Genomic DNA, 22,034 nt, shown 5'->3' with positions numbered 1-22,034 from the left:
AAAAATAGCATACTTTAATATTCAAGCAACAGATTTGAGAAAAGATCCTGTGAGGTGGACAAGGGCCGAGTCTATTCGATAAATAGGCTCTGCCCTTAATTTTATGAACTCTCACCGCCTGGTTGTTTTGTGATAGTTCCCAAATTTATTGACTTCAGGCTTGATTTATTTTATGAGTGGTGCTATACTTTTATACTATGTAGTATAATATTTATACTTAAGAGTATACGGTATATAATATAAAACGTATAAAGTTATGTTTGCGGAGGACAACATGTTTTCTAGATGGGAAAAATAGCTGGTCCTTGTTGCTGTGATCACCGGCCTGGCGATGGACCTGCTGAACACGACCATCGTCAACGTGGCCGTTCCCAAACTTATGGCCGTGTTCGGGGTCGACGTAAACAAGGTCCAGTGGGTGGCCACGGCCTACATGATGACCATCGGCGTTATAATACCTGTAACCGCTTACCTGGCCGATACTTTCGGCACTAAAAAGTTTTTTATCGCCAGCCTGATTTTCTTTACTGCGGGATCAGCCCTGTGCGGCCTGGCCTGGAGCATGAACTCCCTGATTTTTTTCCGAATTATCCAGGGGCTGGTCGGCGGTATGACATAGATTAAAATGTAAAATTTAAGATAAAAGAGACTTGTTCACATGAACGTCAGTTTGTAAATACATGCTCCGGTGTGAGCCGGGCAGAGGCAGGAGGTTTTCCGGTTATGGACAGAGGACAGCAGAGAAGGCTACCCATTTTTGAAGCGGCCATGGCAGTTTTTTCAGAAAAAGGTTTCGAAAAAGCGACTGTGGATGAGATCGCAGAGCGGGCCGGCGTCGCCAAGGGTACAATCTATTATAATTACGGGAGCAAAAGGGAACTATTTCTTTCTCTTGTTGAAGAGGGAATCAAGCGTCTCGAAAACGCGGTAAAAAAAGAAATCGCCAGGAGAAAGAGCATCCCGGCCAAGCTGGAATCCCTGATTACCGTACAGCTCCGGTTTTTTGACGATTATAAGAATTATTGCAAGGTGCTCTTAAGCGAGGTCTGGGGCCAGGAAACGCGGTGGGAAGAAACGGCCCGGCGGATCCGGTCGGGCTATCTCTCCATCATCAGGGAACTTATCGATGATGGAAGAAAAGAAGGAGTGATAAAAAAAGAACTAGAAACCGCAACGGCTGCTTCCGCGCTGTTCGGAATGGTGGGCATCGCCGCCCTGGACTGGTTTTTATTTGAAAAAGAATACCCTTACGATGATATTTTGAACACTCTGAAGACTTTATTCTTTACCGGTGCTAATTGTGTAAAAACTTAACTTTTGCAGCTGACAAACCTCGTAGTCTCCGATAAACGGAAGATCTGGTCTTGGTAATTATAACCGATCTTTCAGCATGTCTTTAAGCATGCAAATAACATACGCTGGCGTACTTTTAACCCAAAAAATCTCATTTTTTCACGCGTTGAATAGATTCAATGCCAAATCGAGTTAATTAATTAGTTGAAACAGTATAATGCAGTAGTTCGAGCAGGCCGAGAAGGTGTACACCCAGGCCAAAACGACCAATGAGGCCGCCCGTAACAGCCTGGACATTCTGTTGAATGCCACTATTCCTGAGACCATCCGGCAGTGCGAGGCCCAGTTGAAAAAAGCCCGGGCCGACTATGCCAATAGTGTGATCAAAGCCCCTATCAACGGCGTCGTAACCGCCAGGAATATTAACCCCGGTGAAATGGCCGGCCTAGGCCAGCCCGTGGTCACCATCGTCAAGCTGGACCCGGTGGTAGTCCAGAGGCTCTAAGGTTAATCGTTGAATCTGTGAGCGGTGATGAATTATTCTATAATTATATGGTTAATATACCCCGCCTGGGCAGAAGGAAATTGTAGTTATAGTAAAGGTATCACAACTAAGCCTTGTTCGGAGAGTTGGCTGCAGTAGAAAGATATCACAAAATTTTATTTGGTCTTGAATATTTACCATATAGAAATATGATAACTGAAATTTATACTGATGAATTAAAGCACGGATCTAAATGGAATTACCTGTATGCAGTTAATTGCAGTTGTTGCATGCCACAGGGAGATACAGGAAACCACTCCTTACAAATGAAGTTTACCTTAGAACAATTGGCACAGTTAAACGGCCAAAACGGCAAGCCAGCTTATGTAGCTGTCAATGGTATAGTTTATGATGTTACCAACACTCCAAATTGGCAGGGCGGTCAACATTTTGGTTTACAGGCTGGCAAGGATTTTACGGCTCAGTTTGTCAACTGCCATCCGAATCAGTACGCTATTTTAAATATTTTACCCAGAGTTGGTGTATTGGTTTAGAACTATAACAAAACACGGTGTAAAATAGAATTGTTCCAATTAGCCTCCAGAACAAATCAAAGGATTATATTCATCAGTATAATAATGCTATAAACTACAAGAAGTTAAAGAAAAGCAGAACCCTGTGAATTTATAATTCCTCTTTTTCGTTTGGTATAATCTACCTTAACAACAAAGTCAGGGAGACCCCGCTTACCCCTGGCTTTTGTTTTTTTTTACATAACAGTTAAAAAGCCATAACACATGAGCTAGAAGTACAATGAGACGATGACCTTTGCTGATAATAAAGAAATTTAGCAAGGTATATAAGAAATTGCAATTTATGTATACAGCTGACTGGAGGTCGGCAGCTTTTTTGTATAAGGAACATTTGAGTTGGTAAATATAAATTACGGGGTGACAGAAATGCCGGATAATGCAATGCCACTGATCAAACAAAAACAGCGCTACGCGGAAATGGTAAAAGAAAACACGCCTAAACCAAGGGTTTTAAGAAATGTTTTTTGGGCTTTTGTGATAGGCGGCTTGATCTGTTTAGTGGGTCAGTTTATCCTCAGTTTCTTCCTGGCCAGGGGGTTGAACATTAATGAAGCCGGGGCGGCAACTTCTACCACCTTGGTCTTTCTGTCGGCTTTTCTCACCGGTATAGGTGTGTACGACGAAGTTAGCAGGTTTGGCGGGGCCGGCGGTATTGTCCCGATCACAGGCTTTGCCAATTCGATGGTTTCTCCGGCTCTGGAGTATAGAGCCGAGGGTCTGGTTTTCGGCGTAGGGGCGCGGCTTTTTACTATTGCCGGGCCGGTGCTGGTGTGGGGTATAGTTACAGCCTGGATAGCCGGAGTGCTGTACTACTTCTTTAAGTAGTCAGGAGTCAGAATTCAGGAGTCAGAAGCTGAAAGGCAGGAAATAGAAGTCAGACATCCATGAAGCTTCGCTTCATCATTTGATGGGAGAATAGTTTGTTTTATTTTCAGGGCAGTTGCCCATGCCGCAAGCGGCACCACGAATTATAAAAATGTATTTTTAGTGTAGAAGACAGGAGAGAAAAGACAGAAGTCAGGGGCGGAAGTTAGGGTTAGGGGACAGGACCAAGAACCAGGAGGCGGAATGAAAGTATGTATTTCTTGTCTTTAAATATTCTGAATTCTGACTCCTGACTCCTGAATACTGACTACCTGAATTACTTGAGGGGTGAGATATTGGCAGCGCCTAAAAAAAACGGAATACAAACCGTTTATTTTAAAAACCCGCCGGTCATTATCGCAGCCGCGTCAATTGTTGGGTGCCTGGAAGGTGAAGGACCTTTAGGGAAAACATTTGACCAGGTGGTTAATGATACTTACTATGGTGAAAAAACCTGGGAAAAGGCCGAGCAGCGGATGATGCTGGAGACTATGCAAAAGGCCCTGGAAAAGGCCGGTTTACAGGTGAAAGATATTGATTATATGCTGGCAGGTGACTTGCTGAATCAAATTATTACGGCGAATTTTACCGCGAGAGTTTTGGGTATACCTTTCTTAGGATTGTACGGCGCCTGTTCAACCATGTATGAAGGCATGGCACTGGGAGCCATGTTGATAGACGGCGGTTTTGCCGAAAAAGTCCTGGTGGGTGCTTCAAGCCATTACAGTACGGCTGAGAGGCAGTACCGTTTTCCCACTGAAATGGGGAACCAGCGTCCAATGACCGCTCAGTGGACGGTAACAGGTGCAGGCGCCGCAGTGCTGGCCAGAGAGGGGAGCGGGCCGGTAATTACTCATGCCACAATTGGCAAAGTTGTCGACCTGGGTCAGGGAGATGCGCAAAATATGGGCGCCGCCATGGCGCCGGCAGCGGCGGATACGATAACCTGTCATTTACAGGATACCTCAAGGCAGCCTGATTATTACGATCTGATCATTACCGGCGACCTGGGCGCCTATGGCAAGAAACTTACCGGTCAGCTTGTCACGCAATACGGATATGATATTTCCGACAGGTATACTGACTGCGGCATCTTGATATATAGCGCCTCGCAAGATGTTCACGCCGGGGGAAGCGGCTGCGGCTGTTCGGCGGTAGTCACCTGCGGCTATCTTATGGAAAGCCTTAGATCTGGGAAATATAAACGCCTGCTTGGCATCGGCACCGGCGCGCTGTTAAGTCCATGCAGCGTTCAGCAGGGGGAAACAGTGCCGGGGATCGGGCATGCCGTAGTAATTGAAATGAGATAGGAGGCTTGCAAGATGCAATTTTTTTGGGCTTTTGTAATCGGAGGCGCGCTGTGTGTAATCGGACAGTTGCTGATGGATTTGACCAGTTATAAGTTCACCCCTGCCCACGTGCTGGTTACTTTTGTCAGCGCTGGCGCGATCGTCAGCGCTGTCGGCCTGTATCAGCCTTTGGTTAATCTGGCCGGGGCGGGGGCAACTGTTCCCTTGACCGGTTTCGGCCACCTGCTGGCCCAAGGCGCGTTGAACGGAGTTAAACAACATGGGCTGCTGGGCGCCTTCAGTGGAGGAGTGACAGCAGCGGCGGCGGGTATTACTGCGGCAGTAGTGTTTGGCTACCTGGCGGCACTTGCTTTCCGGCCAAGAGGGTAGCCACATCACAGTGAAAGGAGGTTGAAGCAATTGAAGGTTGGTATTCCCCGGGCACTTCTATACTACTATTATTACCCGATGTGGCGGACTTTTTTTGAAGAGTTGGGTGCCGAAGTGGTGCTCTCATCGCCGTCAACCAGGGTGACGCTGACCCAGGGGCTAAAACACGCGGTAGATGAGGTATGCCTGCCGGTAAAGCTGTTCTTTGGTCATGTATTGGACCTTACAGGAAAAGTTGATTTTATTTTTTTGCCAAGAATGGTTAGTGTGGAGCACCGTAAATATATCTGTCCGAAATTTCTCGGATTGCCGGACATGATCCGCCGCTTGGATGGCCTGCCTGACTTAATTGGCGTTGACGTCAACCTGTACAGGAAAAACAGGGATTTATACACGGCAATAAATAAGGTTGGCAGTCTTTTTACCGGTAATAAGTTTAAAATATTTAGGGCTTACCGCAACTCTGTTAAAACCCTGCAAAAGTATTGCCGGCTGTTGCAGATGGGTTTGATGCCGGCTGAGGCCTTAGCGGTCTTGGAAAACAATGTCGGTGACAAACCCTTGGGTTATCCGTTAGAAATGAATGTGGCTGTAATCGGCCACCCGTACAACATCTATGATCCTTATATTAGCATGAATCTAGTCGGCCGGCTGAAGGAGATGGGCGCTAACGTTTTAACAGCTGAGCATGTGCCGGAAAAAATCCTGAGGAGCAACGCGGCCCGGCTGCCGAAAAAATTATTTTGGAGTCTCGGTCACCGCATGATCGGAGCCGCTTATCACTACCTCGACCGTCAGGATATAAGTGGTGTGGTGCATGTGGCTGCTTTTGGGTGCGGGCCCGATTCTATGACCGGCGAATTGATTGAGCGTCATGCGCGCGCCCTGCGCGCGCCCTTTTTGAACCTTACCCTTGATGAACATACCGGGGAAGCCGGTATTGTAACCAGATTGGAGGCCTTTTTAGACATGGTGCGGTGGAAAAAGGCCGAAGCAGCCGGGCTATGATAACGGAGGTAAATAATGCGCGTAACCTTTCCGCATATGGGCAACCTGTATATTCCTTTAAAAGCGATGCTTAATTATCTGGAGGTAGACGTGGTGGTACCGCCGCCTTCCAGTAAAAAGACATTGAACCTGGGTGTCAAGCATGGCCCGGAATTTGCCTGCATGCCCCTAAAACTAAATTTGGGAAATTTTATTGAAGCACGTGAAATGGGCGCCGACACTATCATTATGGCCGGCGGGTGCGGCCCGTGCCGCTTTGGCTATTACGCTCAGATTGAGCACGCCATCTTAAAGGACATTGGCTGCGACATGCAGTTAATTGTACTCGAACCACCGGAAAAAAATATTTCTGAATTAATAGTTAAGATGAAAAAGATTACCGGCAGCCGGTCCTGGTGGCAGGTAATCCAGGCTATCCGGTTTGGTTACCAGAAAGCGCTGGCGGTAGACGAGATGGAAAAGACAGCGTTTCAGGTCCGGCCCCGTGAAGCAAAGCCAGGTGCAACCGATCGAGCTTTTAGTGAAGCATTGACCCTGATAGACAACGCCGCTTCACAGGTTGAACTGGCGGAGGCCAGGAAAAAGGCGGATACAATAATGGCCGGGGTGGCGCGAAAACACGGCGCGCCGGTTGTCAGAATCGCTGTTATCGGAGAGATCTATACTCTGTTGGAACCTTTTTCAAACCATCGGCTGGAACGACATCTGGGCTTGCTTGGAGTTGAAGTAGACCGTTCGATCTATTTGAGCGAATGGGTGAATGACCATCTGTTATTCGGGTTGGTTAAAAATCTTCGTTCCAGCAAAGATGCCTGTGCTTCCGCCAGCCCTTACCTGTGTCATTTTGTGGGCGGCCACGGACAGGAGACGGTAGGGAGCGCCGTAAACTATGCTTTGGCTGGATACGACGGGATAATTCAAGTTTATCCATTTACTTGCATGCCTGAAATAGTAGCGCAAAGTATCCTGCCAGGTGTGGGTTCCGATTACGACATACCGATACTTACTTTGATTATGGATGAACACACAGGGGAGGCCGGCCTGCAGACCAGGCTGGAAGCTTTTATAGATCTATTGGCAAGGAGAAAGGAAACCAGGGAGGCAGTGAATAGATGAAGGGTTATCTGGGAATAGATGTGGGATCTGTCAGCACAAATTTAGTTTTTCTTAATGAAGGCGGAATAGTCTGTGAAGCAATTTATCTCAGGACACAGGGGCAGCCAATTGCTACGGTTCAGAAAGGATTGAAAGAATTAAACGAACGCCTGCCTGCCGGAGTAAAAGTGCGGGGCGCCGGTGTAACAGGCAGCGGCAGGCATCTCACCGGGGTGCTCGTCGGCGCCGACGCAGTGAAAAATGAGATAACCGCTCACGCTGTCGCTTCACTATTGCTGGTGCCGGGAGTGCAGACAATTTTAGAAATAGGCGGACAGGATTCAAAAATCATCATATTGCGCAATGGTGTGGTGACTGACTTTGCCATGAACACTGTTTGCGCTGCGGGCACGGGATCTTTTCTCGACCAGCAGGCCGCGCGGCTGAATATACAGATTGAGCAATTCGGCGAAATCGCTTTACAGGCGGAGTCGCCGGTGCGGATTGCCGGGCGGTGCGCTGTCTTCGCGGAGTCGGATATGATTCACAAACAGCAGATGGGATGCGGCCTCCCGGATATCCTGGCCGGACTGTGCGAGGCACTTGTGCGCAATTACCTGAACAATGTCGGTAAGGGCAAGGAAATCTTGCCTCCGGTGGTTTTTCAAGGCGGGGTGGCAGCCAATGTGGGAATGGCCAAGGCTTTTGAAAAAGCGCTGGAATTACCCGTGACCGTACCTTCACATTTTGACGTGATGGGCGCGGTAGGCGCAGCCCTGCTGGCCCGTGAAGCGGTGGCGCGAACCGGACTAAGCCGGTTCAAAGGTTTCAGCGTGGCCGATTCATTATTCAAAACCGGCAGTTTTGAATGCACCGGCTGCCCCAATATGTGCGAGGTAGTGGAAGTGGCTGAGCAGGGAAACGTTATCGCACGCTGGGGTGACCGTTGTGGCAAATGGAGCAATGAAATAAGCAAGGAAGAAAAGATAAGTTAAAAAATGACGAATAATATTGCGCAGCAAGAAACATTAAGCTAAAATATTTTTAGTGTTTTTGAAAAAGATCGATTTTTATTAAATTTTAGGAGGAGAGAGGAGTTTTAGGTGAGATGAGTGAAACAAAAATTTTACTCAGTGAAAAAGAAATGCCAACAAAATGGTACAATATCCAGGCGGACATGCCCAATTTGCCAAAACCCCCGCTGAATCCCGCAACGAAACAGCCTGCGGGGCCTGGAGACTTGTCCCCGATATTCCCGATGGCTTTAATTTTACAAGAGGTGAGCCAGGAGCGCTGGATCGAAATACCGGAAGAGGTGCGGGAAATTTATAAGCTCTGGCGGCCGTCTCCCCTTTGCCGGGCGCGCCGGCTGGAAAAGGCCCTGGATACACCGGCGAAAATTTATTATAAATACGAAGGGGTAAGCCCGGCCGGCAGCCACAAGTTGAATACCGCCGTTGCCCAGGCTTATTACAATAAAGAGGCAGGAATTAAACGGCTTGCCACCGAGACAGGCGCAGGCCAGTGGGGTGTCGCGTTATCCCAGGCGTGCAACTTCTTTGGCTTGGAATGCACCGTTTACATGGTAAAAGTAAGCTATCACCAGAAACCTTACCGCCGTTCGGTGATGCAAATTTTTGGCGCTGATTGTATTGCCAGTCCCAGCAATCTGACTAATTCCGGGAGGCAAATCCTGGAGAAAGACCCTGAGTCACTGGGGAGCTTGGGTATAGCCATCAGCGAGGCGGTGGAAGACGCGGCTGGACGTGATGACACAAATTACGCCTTGGGCAGTGTCCTGAACCACGTTGCCCTGCACCAGTCCGTTCTCGGACTTGAGGCAAAAGAGCAGCTAGCCAAGGTAGACGCTTATCCTGACGTGGTCATCGCCTGCTGTGGCGGCGGTAGTAACTTCGCTGGCATCGCTTTTCCGTTTGCCCATGATAAGATTGTCAGCGGCGCCAAAGTGCGGCTTGTGGCTGTAGAGCCCAGTTCCTGCCCGACTTTGACGCGCGGGCATTACGCTTATGATTTCGGGGATGTGGCCGGATTCACACCGCTCTTATGGATGTATACCTTGGGCAAGGATTTCATGCCCCCGGGTATCCATGCCGGCGGTTTGAGATATCATGGCGATTCGCCGCTGGTTAGCCAGATCGTTCACGACGGTATAGCTGAAGCCCGCGCTTACGGGCAAACAGCGGTTTTTGAATCTGCCGTTCTCTTTGCCAAGAGTGAAGGTGTCGTGCCGGCTCCTGAATCTTCCCATGCTATCCATCACGCGGTGGTGGAAGCTATCGCAGCGAAGGAAGCCGGTGAGGCCAGGACAATACTGTTTAACTTGAGTGGCCACGGACTTCTGGATTTACCCTCTTACGACGCATACTTGTCTGGAAAACTGGAAGATTACCCGCTGCCGGAGGAAAACCTTAAAAGAGCTTTGGAGCAGTTGCCTGAAGTTTAATTACTCAGTAGTCAGTAGACAGTAGTCAGTATTCAGAATAAAGAACTTTTATTGTCTAAAGAATTTATAAATATTGACTACTAGATTTTATAGTTATTTAGTTAATGGAAGAAAATGCGGCCTTACGGCATTTACACCAGGGCCGCTTTTGTTTATCTGGAGGTTGATATGAAGCTGAATGGCACCATGCGGGTTAATGAAAAAGGACATCTTGAAATAGGTGGCTGTGATTCACTCGACTTGGCCAGGGAATTCGGTACGCCTCTTTATGTTTTGGATGAAATGTGCTTTCGGGAGAGTTGTCGTGATTATTATCACTCTTTCACACAAAGTTATGGGGCTGAGGTTATTTACGCTGGAAAAACCCTATTAAATCTTGCCGTTTGCCGGATGGTGGAAGAGGAAGGTCTTGGCCTTGACGTTGTATCAGGGGGGGAATTATTTACCGCGCTTAAAGCTGGTTTTCCGGCTGAACGCATTTATTTTCACGGCAATAACAAGTCTTACGCAGAATTAGCTATGGCTTTGGAAGCGGAAGTAGGCTTTTTTATGGTGGACAATTTATGCGAACTGGAGTTATTGAACAGTCTGGCTGAAAAAGCCGGTAAAAAAGCCACGGTGATTCTCAGGGTGACGCCCGGAATAGAGGCGCACACTCATAGCTACATCAGGACAGGCCAAATCGACTCCAAATTTGGGCTGGTAATTGAGAACGGACAGGCGATGGCTGCGGTCAAGCGTGCTTTGGAGTTAAAAAAGATCGATTTTAAAGGTTTACACTGCCATATCGGATCTCAAATCTTCGAGCTGGAATCTTATTCCCACACAGTTGAAGTAATGATGGCATTCGCCAATAAAGTTTTTGAGGAAACCGGCTGCCATGTAAAAGTGCTGGACTTGGGAGGCGGTCTTGGAGTTTATTATGTGGAAGGCGATCAACCGCGCCCGGTAAAGGATTATGCCGCGGTAACAATGAAAGCTGTGCTGGAAAAAGCGGCTGAATATAATTTCCCGGCACCCAAGATAATAGTTGAACCTGGCCGTTCGATTAGTGGTCCGGCCGGGACAACCTTGTATACTGTTGGCGCAATAAAAGATATTCCCGGAATACGCAAGTACCTGGCAGTGGACGGTGGAATGGGTGACAATCCCCGTCTGGCTTTGTACCAGGCCAGGTATGAGGCCTGTCTGGCAGGTAAAGTCAAGCAGCAACCGTCGGAACTAGTGTCGGTGGCAGGTAAATGTTGTGAATCAGGGGACATGTTAATATGGGATATTGAACTGCCTTCTGCCGAAACGGGTGACATTCTGGCTGTATCTTGCACGGGCGCGTACAACTATTCCATGGCCATGAATTACAACCGCTTACCGCGGCCGGCAATGGTGCTGGTGAGGGGAGGCGGCGCTGAGTTAATCACCCGGCGGGAAAGTTATGAGGATCTGGTCTCACATGACTTGATACCCGAAAGGCTAAGATAGATAAAGTATTATCGCAGTGGTCCCACATGGAAGGGCCACAGCTAACCTCTTCCGCACGCTGGCACATAGCTCCGGACAATAAAACCGCCATCGCGCCGGCTAAAGCCAAGGCGTATCAAATCCCGCGGGCGCACATAGGTTCCGAAAGCTCCGGCCAGATATACTCTTCCGATGTCTTCCTCCCTCAGCGCCACCCGTGCCAGTAAAGTCTTGATGCCCGCTACTATAACTCCTTTTACCAGCTGTGATAAACAATTGGCAGTCATTGGAACAAAGCGGAGGCCTTGCATGGAGAATATCCACCGGCGTCAGTGGCCGCGGGTCGCTTTTTTTGAAACCTGGAGTATGATATAATATTAGTCATGTTATTTAGTCTGGGGCAATTTATTGCAGCGGAGGGTAAGTGTGGAGATAATTACCACTCATATTAATACCGACCTGGACGCATTAGCGTCGATGGTTGCCGCCAGGAAGCTTTACCCAGACGCCGTTATGGTCTTTCCCGGGAATCTTTCCCGAAGCGTTGAAGCTTTTATGGCTTTACATAAAGATGCCCTTGACATAAAATCGGCCAGGGATATAAAGCCGGTTCTGGTTGAGCGGTTGGTTCTGGTGGATACCAAGTCTCCCGGAAGGCTGGCCAATATGGCTGTTATTCTTAAGAAGCCGGGTGTTGAAATACATATTTACGATCACCACCCGAGAGAAGCCGGTGACGTATCGGGTACGGTCGAAGTGGTGGAAATGGTCGGGGCCGCAACCACCTTGCTGGTGGAAAAGATTAGGGAGCGGGGACTGGAGATTACACCGCTGGAAGCGACTATACTCGCTCTTGGTATTTACCAGGATACCGGTTCACTGGTCTATTCCGGCACAACAGCCAGAGACGCGGACGCGGTAGCCTACTTGCTCTCTAACGGCGCGAACCTGGCTGTTGTGGCGGAATTCCTAGACCGGCCGTTTACTGTTGACCAGCGCATACTCTTGAGAGATCTGCTATCTTCGGCGGAACATATTCAAGTCAACGGGATGAAATTATTAATCGCCAAAGGGAATGTTGATGAATTTGTTGGCGGACTCGCCGCCTTAACCCATAAACTTGCTGAATTTGACCGGCCGGACGCGGTTTTTACCGTGGTGGAGATGGATGACCGGGTCCATATAGTCGCCCGGAGCAGTGTGCCGGAAGTAAATGTTAGAGAAATACTGGGCATCCTAGGCGGCCGGGGCCATAACGCCGCAGCTTCGGCCTCAATAAAAAAAGCTAGTGTGGAAGACGTGACCGGTAAGCTATTGGATGCTATCCATTTAAAAGTAAGGCCGCCGGTTACAGCGTCAGCTATTATGAACAGCCCGGTCAAGACAATTACACCTGAAACGGTTATTAATGAAGCGGAAAAAGTTATGCTGCGCTACGGTCATACCGGCTTGCCGGTAGTAGAAAACGGCCGCATGGTAGGAATCATCTCCCGTCGCGATGTGGAAAAAGCGGCTCATCATGGTCTGGGGCACGCCCCAGTTAAGGCGTTTATGACCAGTAAACTGGTGTCAGTCGGTCCGCAAGCGCCGGCTTCGGTAGTGCGTGACTTAATGATTGAGTATGATATCGGCCGGCTTCCGGTGATCGAAGATGGGAAGTTAGTGGGGATCGTTACCCGCTCGGATGTTCTGCGCACTCTCCATGGCGGCGGTGAACCAAGCCGTTTCCGGATGGTTAAGACGGGGCGCGTTCAAGTAATGTCACCTGTGAATATACAGGAATTAATGTACCATAACCTGCCGGCTGATTATATGGAGATATTAAAATGGGCGGGTGAAAAAGCCCTGTCTATGGGAGCCAAGGTATACGCCGCCGGTGGAATAGTCCGCGACCTGCTGCTGGGCATAGAGTGCCTGGATATTGATTTGGTTGTGGAAGGGGACGGTATTGAACTGGCGCGGGCCATTAGCAAAGAGCATCAGGGGCGGTTGCGTGAACATAATCAGTTCGGGACGGCAAAAATATTGTTTCCTGACGGCAGGCAGGTAGACGTAACCACATCAAGGACTGAATTTTATCAATACCCGGCGGCTATGCCCCAAGTGGAGGCTTCATCATTGCATCAGGATCTGTACCGCCGTGACTTTACCATCAATGCGATGGCAGTTTCGATTAATAAAGAAAGCTTCGGTGATGTAGTTGACTACTTTGGCGGCAGGGAAGATCTGGAGCGCGGTCTTATCCGGGTGTTGCACAATTTGAGCTTCGTGGAAGATCCCGTGCGTATATTACGGGCGGTGAGATTTGAGCAGCGCTATTATATGAGCCTGGAGTCACATACGCTTAAACTGGCGAGGGAAGCAATGCACAATAATATGCTGGCCAGGGTTTCCACGGAGCGAATTTGGGAAGAACTAAAACATGTCTTTCTGGAACCGAGGCCTGGACTGGTGCTAGCCCGCTTTATGGAGCTTCAGCTGTGGCCGTCTTTATTTCCGGGAGTAGAACCCGAAAAGGTACGGCCGGTTCTCGATAAAATCACGCGGTCATTGAGAACCCTGCGCTATTGGAATGTAGTAGAACCTAGTGAGATATGGATGATTTACTTTCTGGCGGTGCTGCATTTTTCGGACTGGACCGTAGCGTCCGAGGTTTGCCGGCGTTACCATTTAAGCAAGCGCCAGACGAATAAAGTAGCGGCCGCGCTGGGTGGTTGGCGCAGTATTTTGAAAAAACTGCAAGAACCTTTTGGAGTTACCATGAGTGAACTGGCCAGACAGGTGAAATCGGTACCCGGGGAGATTTACCCATTGATATTATGTTATCTCACCGGCAATTCGGTAAAAAAACGTTTTCGGCATGTGCTTAACGCTGTTTTTTACAATAAACCTCAAATTAATGGAAAGGACTTGCGGCTGCTTGGGTATGAGCCGGGGAAACAATATAAAAGGGCAATGGAAGCGCTGTGGCAGGCTCGCCTGGATGGAGTAATCTGTAACAGGCAGGAAGAGATGAATTACGTCAAGAAGTACCTTGTAAATTTCGAAGGAGCGAAAGATAATGTTTAATTTCCCCAGTCTAAATGATATAGCTTTGATGCTGCCGGCTATTGTTTTAGGTTTGACCTTCCATGAGTATGCCCACGGTTGGACGGCCGACCGGCTTGGTGACCGGACCGCCCGTTATCAGGGGCGCCTCACGATCAACCCGGTGGCTCATATAGATCCGATTGGTCTGCTTCTTTTGTTTTTCGCGGGTTTTGGCTGGGCCAAACCGGTGCCCGTAAATCCCTATAATTTAAAGGTTGATCAAAGACAGGGCATGTTGCTGGTAGCCCTGGCCGGCCCGGTGATGAATATGCTGCTGGCCGTCATTTCAGCAATTGTTTTCGGTGCCCTGGTTGGTTTGAACCTGCCTTATTTCAGAGAGATTATGCAGTATATGATTCAAATCAACGTGGTTTTGGCGGTATTTAATATAATTCCGATCCCGCCGCTGGATGGTTCAAAGATCCTGGCCGGCATTTTGCCGGGACGGCAGGAGTGGTTGTACCAGCTTGAGCAATATGGGTCGATAGTATTGATATTACTTGTTTTTACCGGGTTGATTGGTATTGTATTTAAGATTTTAGTTAACCCGATTTATAGTTTGTTAGGCGCGCTGGCGAGAGCTGTTTCCCGCCTGGTGATGTGATGTGAAAGAGAAGGGAGAGGTAACAATGTCGAAAGGAATTATTGTCAGTGGTATGCGTCCAACGGGCAAGCTGCACCTTGGCCACCTGTATGTTTTGGAAAATTGGGCCAGGTTGCAGAGCGAATATGATTGCTATTATTTTGTTGCAGACTGGCATGCTCTCAGCACGTCATTTGAAGATAACTCGTCCATGAGGAAAAACATAAGAGAGATGGTGACGGACTGGCTGGCTGTGGGGCTGGATCCGGAAAAAAGCGTGATTTTTGTCCAGTCTGATATACTGGAGCACGCTGAACTGCACTTGATTTTTTCCATGATTACACCTTTATCCTGGCTGGAGCGGGTGCCGACTTTTAAGGACCAGGTGCAGCAGCTGAAAGAACAGGGAAAGGACATCAATACTTACGGCTTTCTCGGATACCCATTGCTCCAGGCGGCGGATATTCTATTGTATAAAGCTGACGCGGTGCCGGTTGGGGAGGATCAGTTGCCACACCTGGAGTTGTGCCGTGAAGTAGCCCGCCGGTTTAATTACCTGTACCGTCCGGTATTTCCCGAACCGCAAGGTCTTGTGGCCAGGGTGCCGTTGCTGCCGGGCATCGACGGCCGCAAAATGAGCAAGAGCTATCATAACGATATTGCGCTAGGCGCAGAGCCGGATTTAATAAAAGAAAGGGTTAACGCCATGATTACCGACCCGGCCCGAATTCGCAAGACCGACCCGGGCCACCCGGAAGTATGTATTGTCCATGAGTATCACAGTATTTACGCGGCAGACAAGCTGGCTGGCTTGGAAGATGAATGCCGAGGCGGCAGGACTGGTTGCGTAGCTTGTAAAAAATTGCTCGCCGCAAGCATCGAGGAGGTAATGGCTCCCATTAGAGAGCGGCGGGCGGAGATATTAAAACGGCCGGGTTATGTCGATGAGATTCTCGCCGAAGGAGCGCGGAAGGCCAAAGCCAAGGCTGTTGAGACCATGAAAGAGGTGCGGGAGGTTGTGTTTAACGAATAGTTTTTAGAATTAAGTATTTTTTGCATAGACCAGGGACGTTGTGGAAAAATAATGCAGAGGTGGGGTCAGGTGAGCAAGGTTTCCCTTGTTTTCTTGATGTTATTAGCCCTTCTTCTGCTTTTTCTTTTGCTGACCGTTGTCAGGGTGCAGGTGAGTTATTCGAGACGGGGAAGGGATGATCAGTTTGCTGTGGGGGTTTCCGCATGGCGTGGGTTGATCCATTATACTTTTGAGCTTCCTGAAATAAAAATTGAAAAGAAAAAGCGCTGGCCGGCGATAATGACAAAAACGAAGGTTGAACAAAAAGACGGAGATGTGCTGGATAAGAGGGAGAATGTAATTTCACTGCCAAAGTTTATGCGCACTGCATCCGGTATTGTTAATATGATGCGTTTGTATGGTAAATACATTTTGGGATTGTTGAAAAAAGTACGTTTATGCCGGCTTACTTGGCATACGGAAATAGGGGCAGGCGATTCCTCTCAGACCGGTTTGCTGACGGGGGCGGTCTGGGGGTTGAAAGGAATAGTATTAACGGCGTTTTGCCGTATTCTTTCTCCCGGCGGGGCGACACCGGTGGTGGAAGTGCGGCCCCGTTTCGATGAAGCTTGCTTTAACACTGTGTTGGACTGTGCTTTTGAGGTAAGGCTTGGTCATCTATTTATTATAGGTATCAAATATTTTATAGCTAAACATAAAAATAAAATTAGCGAAAACACGTGAAATATAGACATGGGTTTTTACTTATATTTTAAAAAAGTCACCTCACCTTAAAGGAAGTATTTTCTTTTTGCAGAATTTTAAAATAAAATATTACGCTGAGGTGATGAATTATATGAGGCTTTTGACTCGCTCCGATTTCGACGGGTTAGCTTGCGCGGTTCTTTTAAAAGCGGCCGGTATTATTGATGACAGGGCATTTGTCCACCCGAAGGATATCCAAGACGGCATTATCAAAGTAACCGAAAACGATGTGCTGGCCAACGTGCCTTTTGTTGAAGGATGTGGTTTGTGGTTTGATCACCACTCCAGCGAGGATGAAAGACTTGAATTAAAAAACAAGTACAAGGGAGATAGCCGCCCCGCGCCTAGCGCGGCCAGAGTGATCTACGATTATTACGGCGGTAAGGAAAAGTTCGGGCACCTGGATGAAATGATGGCTGCCGTCGACAAATCGGATTCCGGTCAGTTTACCTCTGATGAAATATTAAATCCAAAAGGTTGGGTATTGCTCTCTTTTATTATGGACCCGCGCACGGGCCTTGGCCGTTTTAGGGATTACAATATAAGCAATTACCAGCTCATGGACGACATGATCGAGTATTGCCGGAAAATGTCTATTGATGAGATTCTCAAAGTGCCTGACGTGCAGGAAAGAATCAAACAATACAACGAACAAAACGAATTGTTCAAGGATATGATAAAAAAGCATACCACTACAGACGGCAACGTGATTATCACAGACCTGCGGGGTGTCGATCCGATATACAGCGGCAACAGGTTTATGATCTATGTTCTTTTCCCGGAGCAAAACATTTCAGTCTGGGTCATTGACGGAAAGAATAAACAAAACTGTGTTTTTGCCGTTGGCCGCAGCATCATCAACAGGAGTTCCAAAACAGACGTCGGTTCGTTGATGTTAAAGTACGGCGGAGGCGGTCATAAGATGGTGGGAACTTGCCAGGTGGTATATGAAGAGGCCGATAGAGTGATGAATGAACTTATTGCAAGCATGAAAAATGATGGGTGATATATACTTTGCTTTTATGTCCACTTGATCAATCCCATAATGATTCAAAAAGAGATCCCGTATCACTATCAAAGTGGTACGGGATTGCTAGTTAAATCATTATTTTCTGTTTCTTAAACGTTAATCATCCATTGTGGACAAATCGCCGACCGGCAGCCCCATTTCCTGAGCTTTTAGAACCCGGCGCATGATCTTACCGCTGCGGGTTTTCGGCAGCTTGTCCCGTACTTCGATTTCTTTAGGAGCGGCGTGAGCGGCCAGACCTAATTTAACGAATTGCTTGAGTTCTTTATCAAGCTCGTCGCTCCAGGTATAACCAGGAGCCAATGCGATAAACGCCTTGATGATATTACCGCGGACCTCATCCGGCTTGCCGATAACGCCGGCCTCGGCCACTGCCGGGTGTTCAACCAATTTGCTTTCCACTTCGAAGGGGCCGACTCTTTCGCCGGCGGTTTTAATAACGTCGTCGTTTCTGCCCTGGAACCAGATATATCCGTCCGCGTCCATATAAGCCTGGTCGCCTGAGATATACCATGGTTCGTTTTTGAAGTACTCGTTATACTTTTCAGGATTTTTCCAGATTTCTTTCATCATGCCCGGCCAGCCTTTTTTCAAGGACAGGTTGCCCATTTGTAGCGGCGGCAGGACGTTCCCGTCGTCATCGGTAATGGCGGCTTCCACGCCCGGGATTGCTTTGAACATCGAGCCAACCCGGATTGGCGCGCAAGGATAGCAGCAAATCATATTGACGCCGGTTTCAGTCATGAAGAAGGTTTCGTGGATGCGCACGTTGAAGACCTTCATAGCCCACATAATCACTTCCGGATTTAAGGGCTCGCCCACGCTGGTAATGTGTCTTAATTTCAGGTTATATTTTTTAACAGCATCGTCACCGGCGGCAGCCAACATTCTAAAGGCGGTGGGAGCGCTGTACCAGTTAGTAACGCCGTATTTTTCCAGGGTGGCATACCAGTCATCAGCGCTAAAGCGGCCGCCTCTGATGATCGTAGCTTTGCCTACCAGCCAGGGGCCCCAAACGGAATATGAAACACCGGTGATCCAGCCCGGGTCGGCGGTGCACCAGAATACATCGCCATCTTGAACGTCCTGGGAGATTCTCATAGTATGGTAAATGCCGGTCATAATTTCGTGGGTGTGCAGAACGCCTTTGGGCTTTCCGGTAGAACCGGAAGTGTAAAGCAGGAACATTGGGTCGTCTTTGGTCAACCATACCGGTGTGAAATCTGCGGAAGCCTCAGCCATTAATTTTTCGTAAGAAAGTTCGTAAGGCGCCAGGTTGGCTTCCTCGTCTCCGATAACGATGACGTGCTTCAAGCTGGGAATTTCGTCTTTTTTAATCCTGCTTTTTTGTCCGGCGGTGGTGACAATGGCCACAGCCTCACTGTCTACCAGGCGGTCTTTGACGGCCTCTTCCATAAAGGCTTCGAAGAGCGGTCCGGCAATAGCGCCCGCTTTTACGATGCCGGCGAAAGAAATCAGCATTTCCGGGCTCCTGGGGATAAACAGGAACACGCGGTCACCTTTTTTGATTCCTAGCTTGGTCAAGACATTAGCAAACTTAGCGCTCTGCTCTTTCATGTCGGCAAAGGTAACAGTAACTTCTTTCTCGGTATCGCTATAAAGGATTGCGGGATCATTGCCTTTACCCTTTTCGTCCACCATGCGGTCAATGGCCTCGTAGGCAATGTTCACTTTGCCGGTAGTATACCAGCTAAATTCTTTTTCAACGCTTTCCCAGGTAAAATTCTTGCAGTATTCATCATAATTGTCCATATTGTGTTTGCCTGGTGACGGCGGCAGTACTTCATATTGTTCCAACTTATTTCCCTCCAATTTGTTGATGTGTTTTATTTTAAAAGGCCGTAAAAGCTCACCTCCTGGCGGCCTTAAGTTTTCGTATTACCGGGTAAGGACGTTTAACCCAGTCGTTTCCTGGCCCGTTGCCGGAAACGGAAAGGCACTGTGATTGTGTGCACCAGGTTTATTGCCATCTCGCGGAATATATCTTCCATAGTCTTAAGTGAAAATGTTTGATTTAGCCGGTATGGATGGTAAAGTATATTGATTCCCGATTTGCTTACCACCGGGTCCATTGTAAAGAAATCGAGCGCAATGGGAATGCAGCCCTGTTTAAGAAAGAAGGATTTTCTTTTTTGGTAATTTTCTTTTTGCCGGCAAATTTCCAGAACATGCCCGGCGCATTGCGGGTATAGCTTCTTTAATAAATCCATCATATGCCCGTACAGTTGCGAGCCGATGCCCTGATTGCGATAGTTCTCCAGTACGACCAGTGCTTCAATAAATCCAACCTGATTTTTGGGAAAATAGTAGAATATAGCGAATCCGACCAGTTCTCCCAAACAGTCCGCGTAGATAATGTGCGCTCTAACCTGTTCGTTTTCATTGGCCTGAAGTTTGCTGATCAGAGAATTAATTTCCTTAATAGAATAGTTAAATACTTCCCTGCAACATTCGATGACGGTTTTAAAATAAGTGGAATCAAGGTTGTTCAATTCAAGGAACTTGTACATATTGCGTCCCCTCCCTGGATCCTCATGTCCCAGGTGATCTTAATGCAATATCTATGCCATTAATATCAGAGAAGAAAAAATCATGTGTTCAGGGGATCTTTGCCCTTTTGTATGTTAATGGTAGCTTGAAAAGTGAAAAAATCTGCCTGCAATATTTGCAGACAGATGTAAATCAATCAACTCACGCATGAAATTATTTAAGGTCAATACGAAGCGGTGTTTGTTTGGCGCTTGTTTAATGATGTTTAAGCCAGCCCGTGTTTTTCCATTTTGTAATACAAACTCCTGACGGCAATACCTAGCAAATTGGCGGCTTTTGTTTTGTTGCCGTTAGTCTTTTGCAGGGTTTCCAGCAGAATGTTTTTTTCGGTCATATCCAAAATGTTGCTGAGGTTTTCTTCCTGGCGGCCTTCTGTTGCCGGTTTGGGAAAACGGCTGATTGTGTTATAAAGTTGCGTTGTAGATCTTTTAATAAGGAATTCAGGAACATGTCGCGTTTGGATAATTTCCTCGTTTTTATCCATTTTTATAATTGTTCTGCCTATAAAGTTTTCGAGTTCTCTAATATTGCCCGGCCAATCGTAATTCATAAATATTTTAAAAACAGCCGGGGATATTTTAGAAATTTTTCGTTTGTATTCGTGTTCAAGTTTTTTAACCAGGTGGGCGGTTAATAAAGGTATATCATCTTTTCGGACCCTGAGCGGCGGCACGAAAATCGGAACAACGTTGAGCCGGTAATACAAATCTTCACGGAAAGTGCCTTCGCTGATCCTTTGTTCCAGATTAGCGTTGGTGGCGGCGATTACCCGTACGTTCACAGGTATCGGCCTGGTGCCGCCTACCCTGATTATCTCTTTTTCTTGTAAAACTCTGAGAAGTTTTGCCTGCAAAGCGAGGTTAATATCACCAATTTCATCAAGGAAAATTGTGCCGTCGCTTGCATCCTCAAAGTAACCCTTTTTACCGCCCCGGGTGGCTCCGGTGAAAGCCCCTTCTTCGTATCCGAACAACTCGCTTTCCAACAATGACTCGGCAATCGCCACGCAATTGACCCTGACAAAAGGCCCCTTGCTCCTGCCGCTGACATTATGAATGGCATGGGCGAATAATTCTTTCCCGGTTCCGCTTTCTCCCCGTAAAAGCACGGTAGCGGGAGTGTCGGAAGCGTGCCTGGCCTGGGCTATGGCTGCCTTAATCGGCTCACTTTCACCAATTATGTCGTCAAAAGTGTATTTAGCCTGCAAATGCCTGATTAGTTTTTTGACATTAGCCAATTCCTCCGACAGGTGCATTATTTCTGAAATATCATGTATTACCCCGACGCTTCCCCGGAGTATTCCGTCCATAATTATTGGGGCTACGTTTACCACGACTTCTTTTTTCGCGGGACCCATTTTAAGCCTGACGCCGCGAACCAGTTGCCTTGTTTGCAGCACCTTCAAATGCATGCTTTCCCCTTCAGTCACCGCTACCGAGGCAGGTTTATTGATGACGTCCGCTTCAGTGAGGCCGGTGATTTTTGTGTAGGCGGGGTTGATTAAAATACCGTTTCCTTTTTCGTTGACCACTGTTATTGCGTCTTCAGTTGCGTACAGGATGGCTTCCAGCAGGGATCTGGTTTCTTTTAATTCAATAACCTGTCTCTCAAGATTGCTTAATGAGGTGACATCAGTAATAATAGCTGCCGCGCCGGTAGTTTTTCCCTGCCGGTCTATCAGCGGGATATAGTTTGCGACAGCGGTAAGATTTCCAATTAGTAATTGTTGATTAAGCGAGGGGCTGCCCGTTTCCAGTACTGTCTGTAATACTTGCGGGGATGGGACACAGACAATATTAGATAACGGCTTGCCTAACATATTGGCTGCCTTTAAGCCGGTAATCTTTTCCGCTTCATTGTTAAAAACAATTACCGTAGAAGTCTTATTTATCGCAATTACGGCATCATTGATTGTATTAAGAATTTCTTTAAAAGTATCATGAATAAATTTTCCTTGCATTAGGTCCACCTCTAAATATGTATTCTGCAATAGCATGAAAAATCCTGCATAGTTGTTCTAATTTTATTGAAATTATTAACAATAA

At 47.6% G+C, this 22,034-nt stretch carries 21 protein-coding genes; 17 read left to right on the top strand and 4 right to left on the bottom strand.

All coding sequences use genetic code 11. From position 1 onward, the window contains the following. Positions 1 to 313: 313 nt before the first annotated feature. The 12 genes from L7E55_RS11580 (at position 314) to lysA (ending at position 10,959) form a co-directional block, all read left to right on the top strand. The gene (locus L7E55_RS11580) at positions 314 to 619 is read left to right on the top strand and encodes an MFS transporter (protein ID WP_277444398.1); all 306 of its coding nucleotides are present in this window, start codon (positions 314 to 316) and stop codon (positions 617 to 619) included. Between the two features lie 104 nt (positions 620 to 723). After that, positions 724 to 1,314, top strand: coding sequence for a TetR/AcrR family transcriptional regulator (locus L7E55_RS11575; protein WP_277444397.1), 591 nt, complete (start codon positions 724 to 726; stop codon positions 1,312 to 1,314). Positions 1,315 to 1,537: 223 nt separating this feature from the next. Continuing rightward, complete coding sequence (locus L7E55_RS11570; protein ID WP_277444396.1) at positions 1,538 to 1,798, top strand: HlyD family secretion protein; 261 nt, start codon at positions 1,538 to 1,540, stop codon at positions 1,796 to 1,798. Positions 1,799 to 1,923: 125 nt separating this feature from the next. Next, positions 1,924 to 2,331 carry a cytochrome b5 domain-containing protein gene (locus tag L7E55_RS11565; RefSeq protein ID WP_277444395.1) on the top strand — a complete coding sequence of 136 codons (408 nt, stop codon included), beginning with the start codon at positions 1,924 to 1,926 and terminating at the stop codon, positions 2,329 to 2,331. Between the two features lie 405 nt (positions 2,332 to 2,736). Then, positions 2,737 to 3,195, top strand: coding sequence for a stage V sporulation protein AC (gene spoVAC / locus L7E55_RS11560; RefSeq protein ID WP_277444393.1), 459 nt, complete (start codon positions 2,737 to 2,739; stop codon positions 3,193 to 3,195). 335 nt (positions 3,196 to 3,530) lie between these two features. After that, positions 3,531 to 4,544, top strand: a complete 1,014-nt coding sequence (gene spoVAD / locus L7E55_RS11555) for a stage V sporulation protein AD (RefSeq protein ID WP_277444392.1) — start codon at positions 3,531 to 3,533, stop codon at positions 4,542 to 4,544. 12 nt (positions 4,545 to 4,556) lie between these two features. Next, a complete protein-coding gene (gene spoVAE, locus L7E55_RS11550; protein ID WP_277444391.1) occupies positions 4,557 to 4,913 on the top strand; it encodes a stage V sporulation protein AE in 357 nt (118 codons plus the stop codon). A 30-nt stretch (positions 4,914 to 4,943) separates the two neighbouring features. Continuing rightward, entirely contained in the window at positions 4,944 to 5,921 is a 978-nt protein-coding gene (locus tag L7E55_RS11545; protein ID WP_277444390.1) for an acyl-CoA dehydratase activase-related protein, read from the top strand. A 15-nt stretch (positions 5,922 to 5,936) separates the two neighbouring features. Then, entirely contained in the window at positions 5,937 to 7,037 is a 1,101-nt protein-coding gene (locus tag L7E55_RS11540) for an acyl-CoA dehydratase activase-related protein (RefSeq protein WP_277444389.1), read from the top strand. Next, complete coding sequence (locus L7E55_RS11535) at positions 7,034 to 8,011, top strand: acyl-CoA dehydratase activase (RefSeq protein WP_277444388.1); 978 nt, start codon at positions 7,034 to 7,036, stop codon at positions 8,009 to 8,011. The genes L7E55_RS11540 and L7E55_RS11535 overlap by 4 nt, the downstream gene beginning before the upstream one ends. A 113-nt stretch (positions 8,012 to 8,124) precedes the next feature. Beyond that, positions 8,125 to 9,480 (top strand): TrpB-like pyridoxal phosphate-dependent enzyme, encoded by a 1,356-nt coding sequence (locus L7E55_RS11530; protein ID WP_277444387.1) that lies wholly within the window; start codon positions 8,125 to 8,127, stop codon positions 9,478 to 9,480. A 168-nt stretch (positions 9,481 to 9,648) separates the two neighbouring features. Beyond that, positions 9,649 to 10,959 (top strand): diaminopimelate decarboxylase, encoded by a 1,311-nt coding sequence (gene lysA, locus L7E55_RS11525; protein ID WP_277444386.1) that lies wholly within the window; start codon positions 9,649 to 9,651, stop codon positions 10,957 to 10,959. A 41-nt stretch (positions 10,960 to 11,000) separates the two neighbouring features. Here lysA and L7E55_RS11520 read toward each other — a convergent pair whose 3' ends face one another. Beyond that, entirely contained in the window at positions 11,001 to 11,249 is a 249-nt protein-coding gene (locus L7E55_RS11520) for an ASKHA domain-containing protein (RefSeq protein WP_277444385.1), read from the bottom strand. A gap of 115 nt (positions 11,250 to 11,364) precedes the next feature. Between L7E55_RS11520 and L7E55_RS11515 the strand changes: the two genes are divergently transcribed. From L7E55_RS11515 to L7E55_RS11495, 5 genes are all read left to right on the top strand, one after another. Continuing rightward, entirely contained in the window at positions 11,365 to 14,007 is a 2,643-nt protein-coding gene (locus L7E55_RS11515; protein ID WP_277444384.1) for a CBS domain-containing protein, read from the top strand. After that, positions 14,000 to 14,632, top strand: coding sequence for a site-2 protease family protein (locus tag L7E55_RS11510; RefSeq protein WP_277444382.1), 633 nt, complete (start codon positions 14,000 to 14,002; stop codon positions 14,630 to 14,632). The genes L7E55_RS11515 and L7E55_RS11510 overlap by 8 nt, the downstream gene beginning before the upstream one ends. 25 nt (positions 14,633 to 14,657) lie before the next feature. After that, positions 14,658 to 15,644: a tryptophan--tRNA ligase gene (gene trpS / locus L7E55_RS11505; RefSeq protein WP_277444381.1), complete on the top strand. Its 987-nt coding sequence runs from the start codon at positions 14,658 to 14,660 to the stop codon at positions 15,642 to 15,644. Between the two features lie 69 nt (positions 15,645 to 15,713). Continuing rightward, positions 15,714 to 16,367 carry a DUF2953 domain-containing protein gene (locus L7E55_RS11500; protein ID WP_277444380.1) on the top strand — a complete coding sequence of 218 codons (654 nt, stop codon included), beginning with the start codon at positions 15,714 to 15,716 and terminating at the stop codon, positions 16,365 to 16,367. A gap of 112 nt (positions 16,368 to 16,479) precedes the next feature. Beyond that, entirely contained in the window at positions 16,480 to 17,394 is a 915-nt protein-coding gene (locus L7E55_RS11495) for a DHH family phosphoesterase (RefSeq protein WP_277444379.1), read from the top strand. A gap of 120 nt (positions 17,395 to 17,514) precedes the next feature. Here L7E55_RS11495 and acsA read toward each other — a convergent pair whose 3' ends face one another. The 3 genes from acsA to L7E55_RS11480 all read right to left on the bottom strand — a co-directional run bounded on the left by acsA (position 17,515) and on the right by L7E55_RS11480 (position 21,949). Then, positions 17,515 to 19,236: an acetate--CoA ligase gene (acsA, locus tag L7E55_RS11490; RefSeq protein WP_277444378.1), complete on the bottom strand. Its 1,722-nt coding sequence runs from the start codon at positions 19,234 to 19,236 to the stop codon at positions 17,515 to 17,517. 98 nt (positions 19,237 to 19,334) lie between these two features. Further along, positions 19,335 to 19,949, bottom strand: a complete 615-nt coding sequence (locus L7E55_RS11485) for a GNAT family N-acetyltransferase (RefSeq protein ID WP_277444377.1) — start codon at positions 19,947 to 19,949, stop codon at positions 19,335 to 19,337. Positions 19,950 to 20,194: 245 nt separating this feature from the next. Continuing rightward, positions 20,195 to 21,949, bottom strand: a complete 1,755-nt coding sequence (locus L7E55_RS11480) for a sigma-54 interaction domain-containing protein (protein ID WP_277444376.1) — start codon at positions 21,947 to 21,949, stop codon at positions 20,195 to 20,197. Positions 21,950 to 22,034 lie beyond the last annotated feature (85 nt).

The sequence above is a fragment of the Pelotomaculum isophthalicicum JI genome (genome assembly GCF_029478095.1).
In the GTDB taxonomy this organism is placed as follows: Bacteria; Bacillota; Desulfotomaculia; order Desulfotomaculales; family Pelotomaculaceae; genus Pelotomaculum_D; species Pelotomaculum_D isophthalicicum.
Note: the sequence above shows the minus strand (reverse complement) of the source record. Positions and strands in the feature narration are given on the sequence as shown.

What these genes read in the sequence shown, in the direction of transcription:
- L7E55_RS11510 (WP_277444382.1), top strand. Translation starts at nt 14,000, where the DNA reads ATGTTTAATTTCCCCAGTCTAAATGATATAGCTTTGATGCTGCCGGCT.
- trpS (WP_277444381.1), top strand. Translation starts at nt 14,658, where the DNA reads ATGTCGAAAGGAATTATTGTCAGTGGTATGCGTCCAACGGGCAAGCTG.
- lysA (WP_277444386.1), top strand. Translation starts at nt 9,649, where the DNA reads ATGAAGCTGAATGGCACCATGCGGGTTAATGAAAAAGGACATCTTGAA.
- L7E55_RS11530 (WP_277444387.1), top strand. Translation starts at nt 8,125, where the DNA reads ATGAGTGAAACAAAAATTTTACTCAGTGAAAAAGAAATGCCAACAAAA.
- L7E55_RS11540 (WP_277444389.1), top strand. Translation starts at nt 5,937, where the DNA reads ATGCGCGTAACCTTTCCGCATATGGGCAACCTGTATATTCCTTTAAAA.
- L7E55_RS11495 (WP_277444379.1), top strand. Translation starts at nt 16,480, where the DNA reads ATGAGGCTTTTGACTCGCTCCGATTTCGACGGGTTAGCTTGCGCGGTT.
- spoVAC (WP_277444393.1), top strand. Translation starts at nt 2,737, where the DNA reads ATGCCGGATAATGCAATGCCACTGATCAAACAAAAACAGCGCTACGCG.
- L7E55_RS11520 (WP_277444385.1), bottom strand. Translation starts at nt 11,249, where the DNA reads ATGCAAGGCCTCCGCTTTGTTCCAATGACTGCCAATTGTTTATCACAG.
- L7E55_RS11535 (WP_277444388.1), top strand. Translation starts at nt 7,034, where the DNA reads ATGAAGGGTTATCTGGGAATAGATGTGGGATCTGTCAGCACAAATTTA.
- L7E55_RS11480 (WP_277444376.1), bottom strand. Translation starts at nt 21,949, where the DNA reads ATGCAAGGAAAATTTATTCATGATACTTTTAAAGAAATTCTTAATACA.
- L7E55_RS11575 (WP_277444397.1), top strand. Translation starts at nt 724, where the DNA reads ATGGACAGAGGACAGCAGAGAAGGCTACCCATTTTTGAAGCGGCCATG.
- spoVAE (WP_277444391.1), top strand. Translation starts at nt 4,557, where the DNA reads ATGCAATTTTTTTGGGCTTTTGTAATCGGAGGCGCGCTGTGTGTAATC.
- L7E55_RS11485 (WP_277444377.1), bottom strand. Translation starts at nt 19,949, where the DNA reads ATGTACAAGTTCCTTGAATTGAACAACCTTGATTCCACTTATTTTAAA.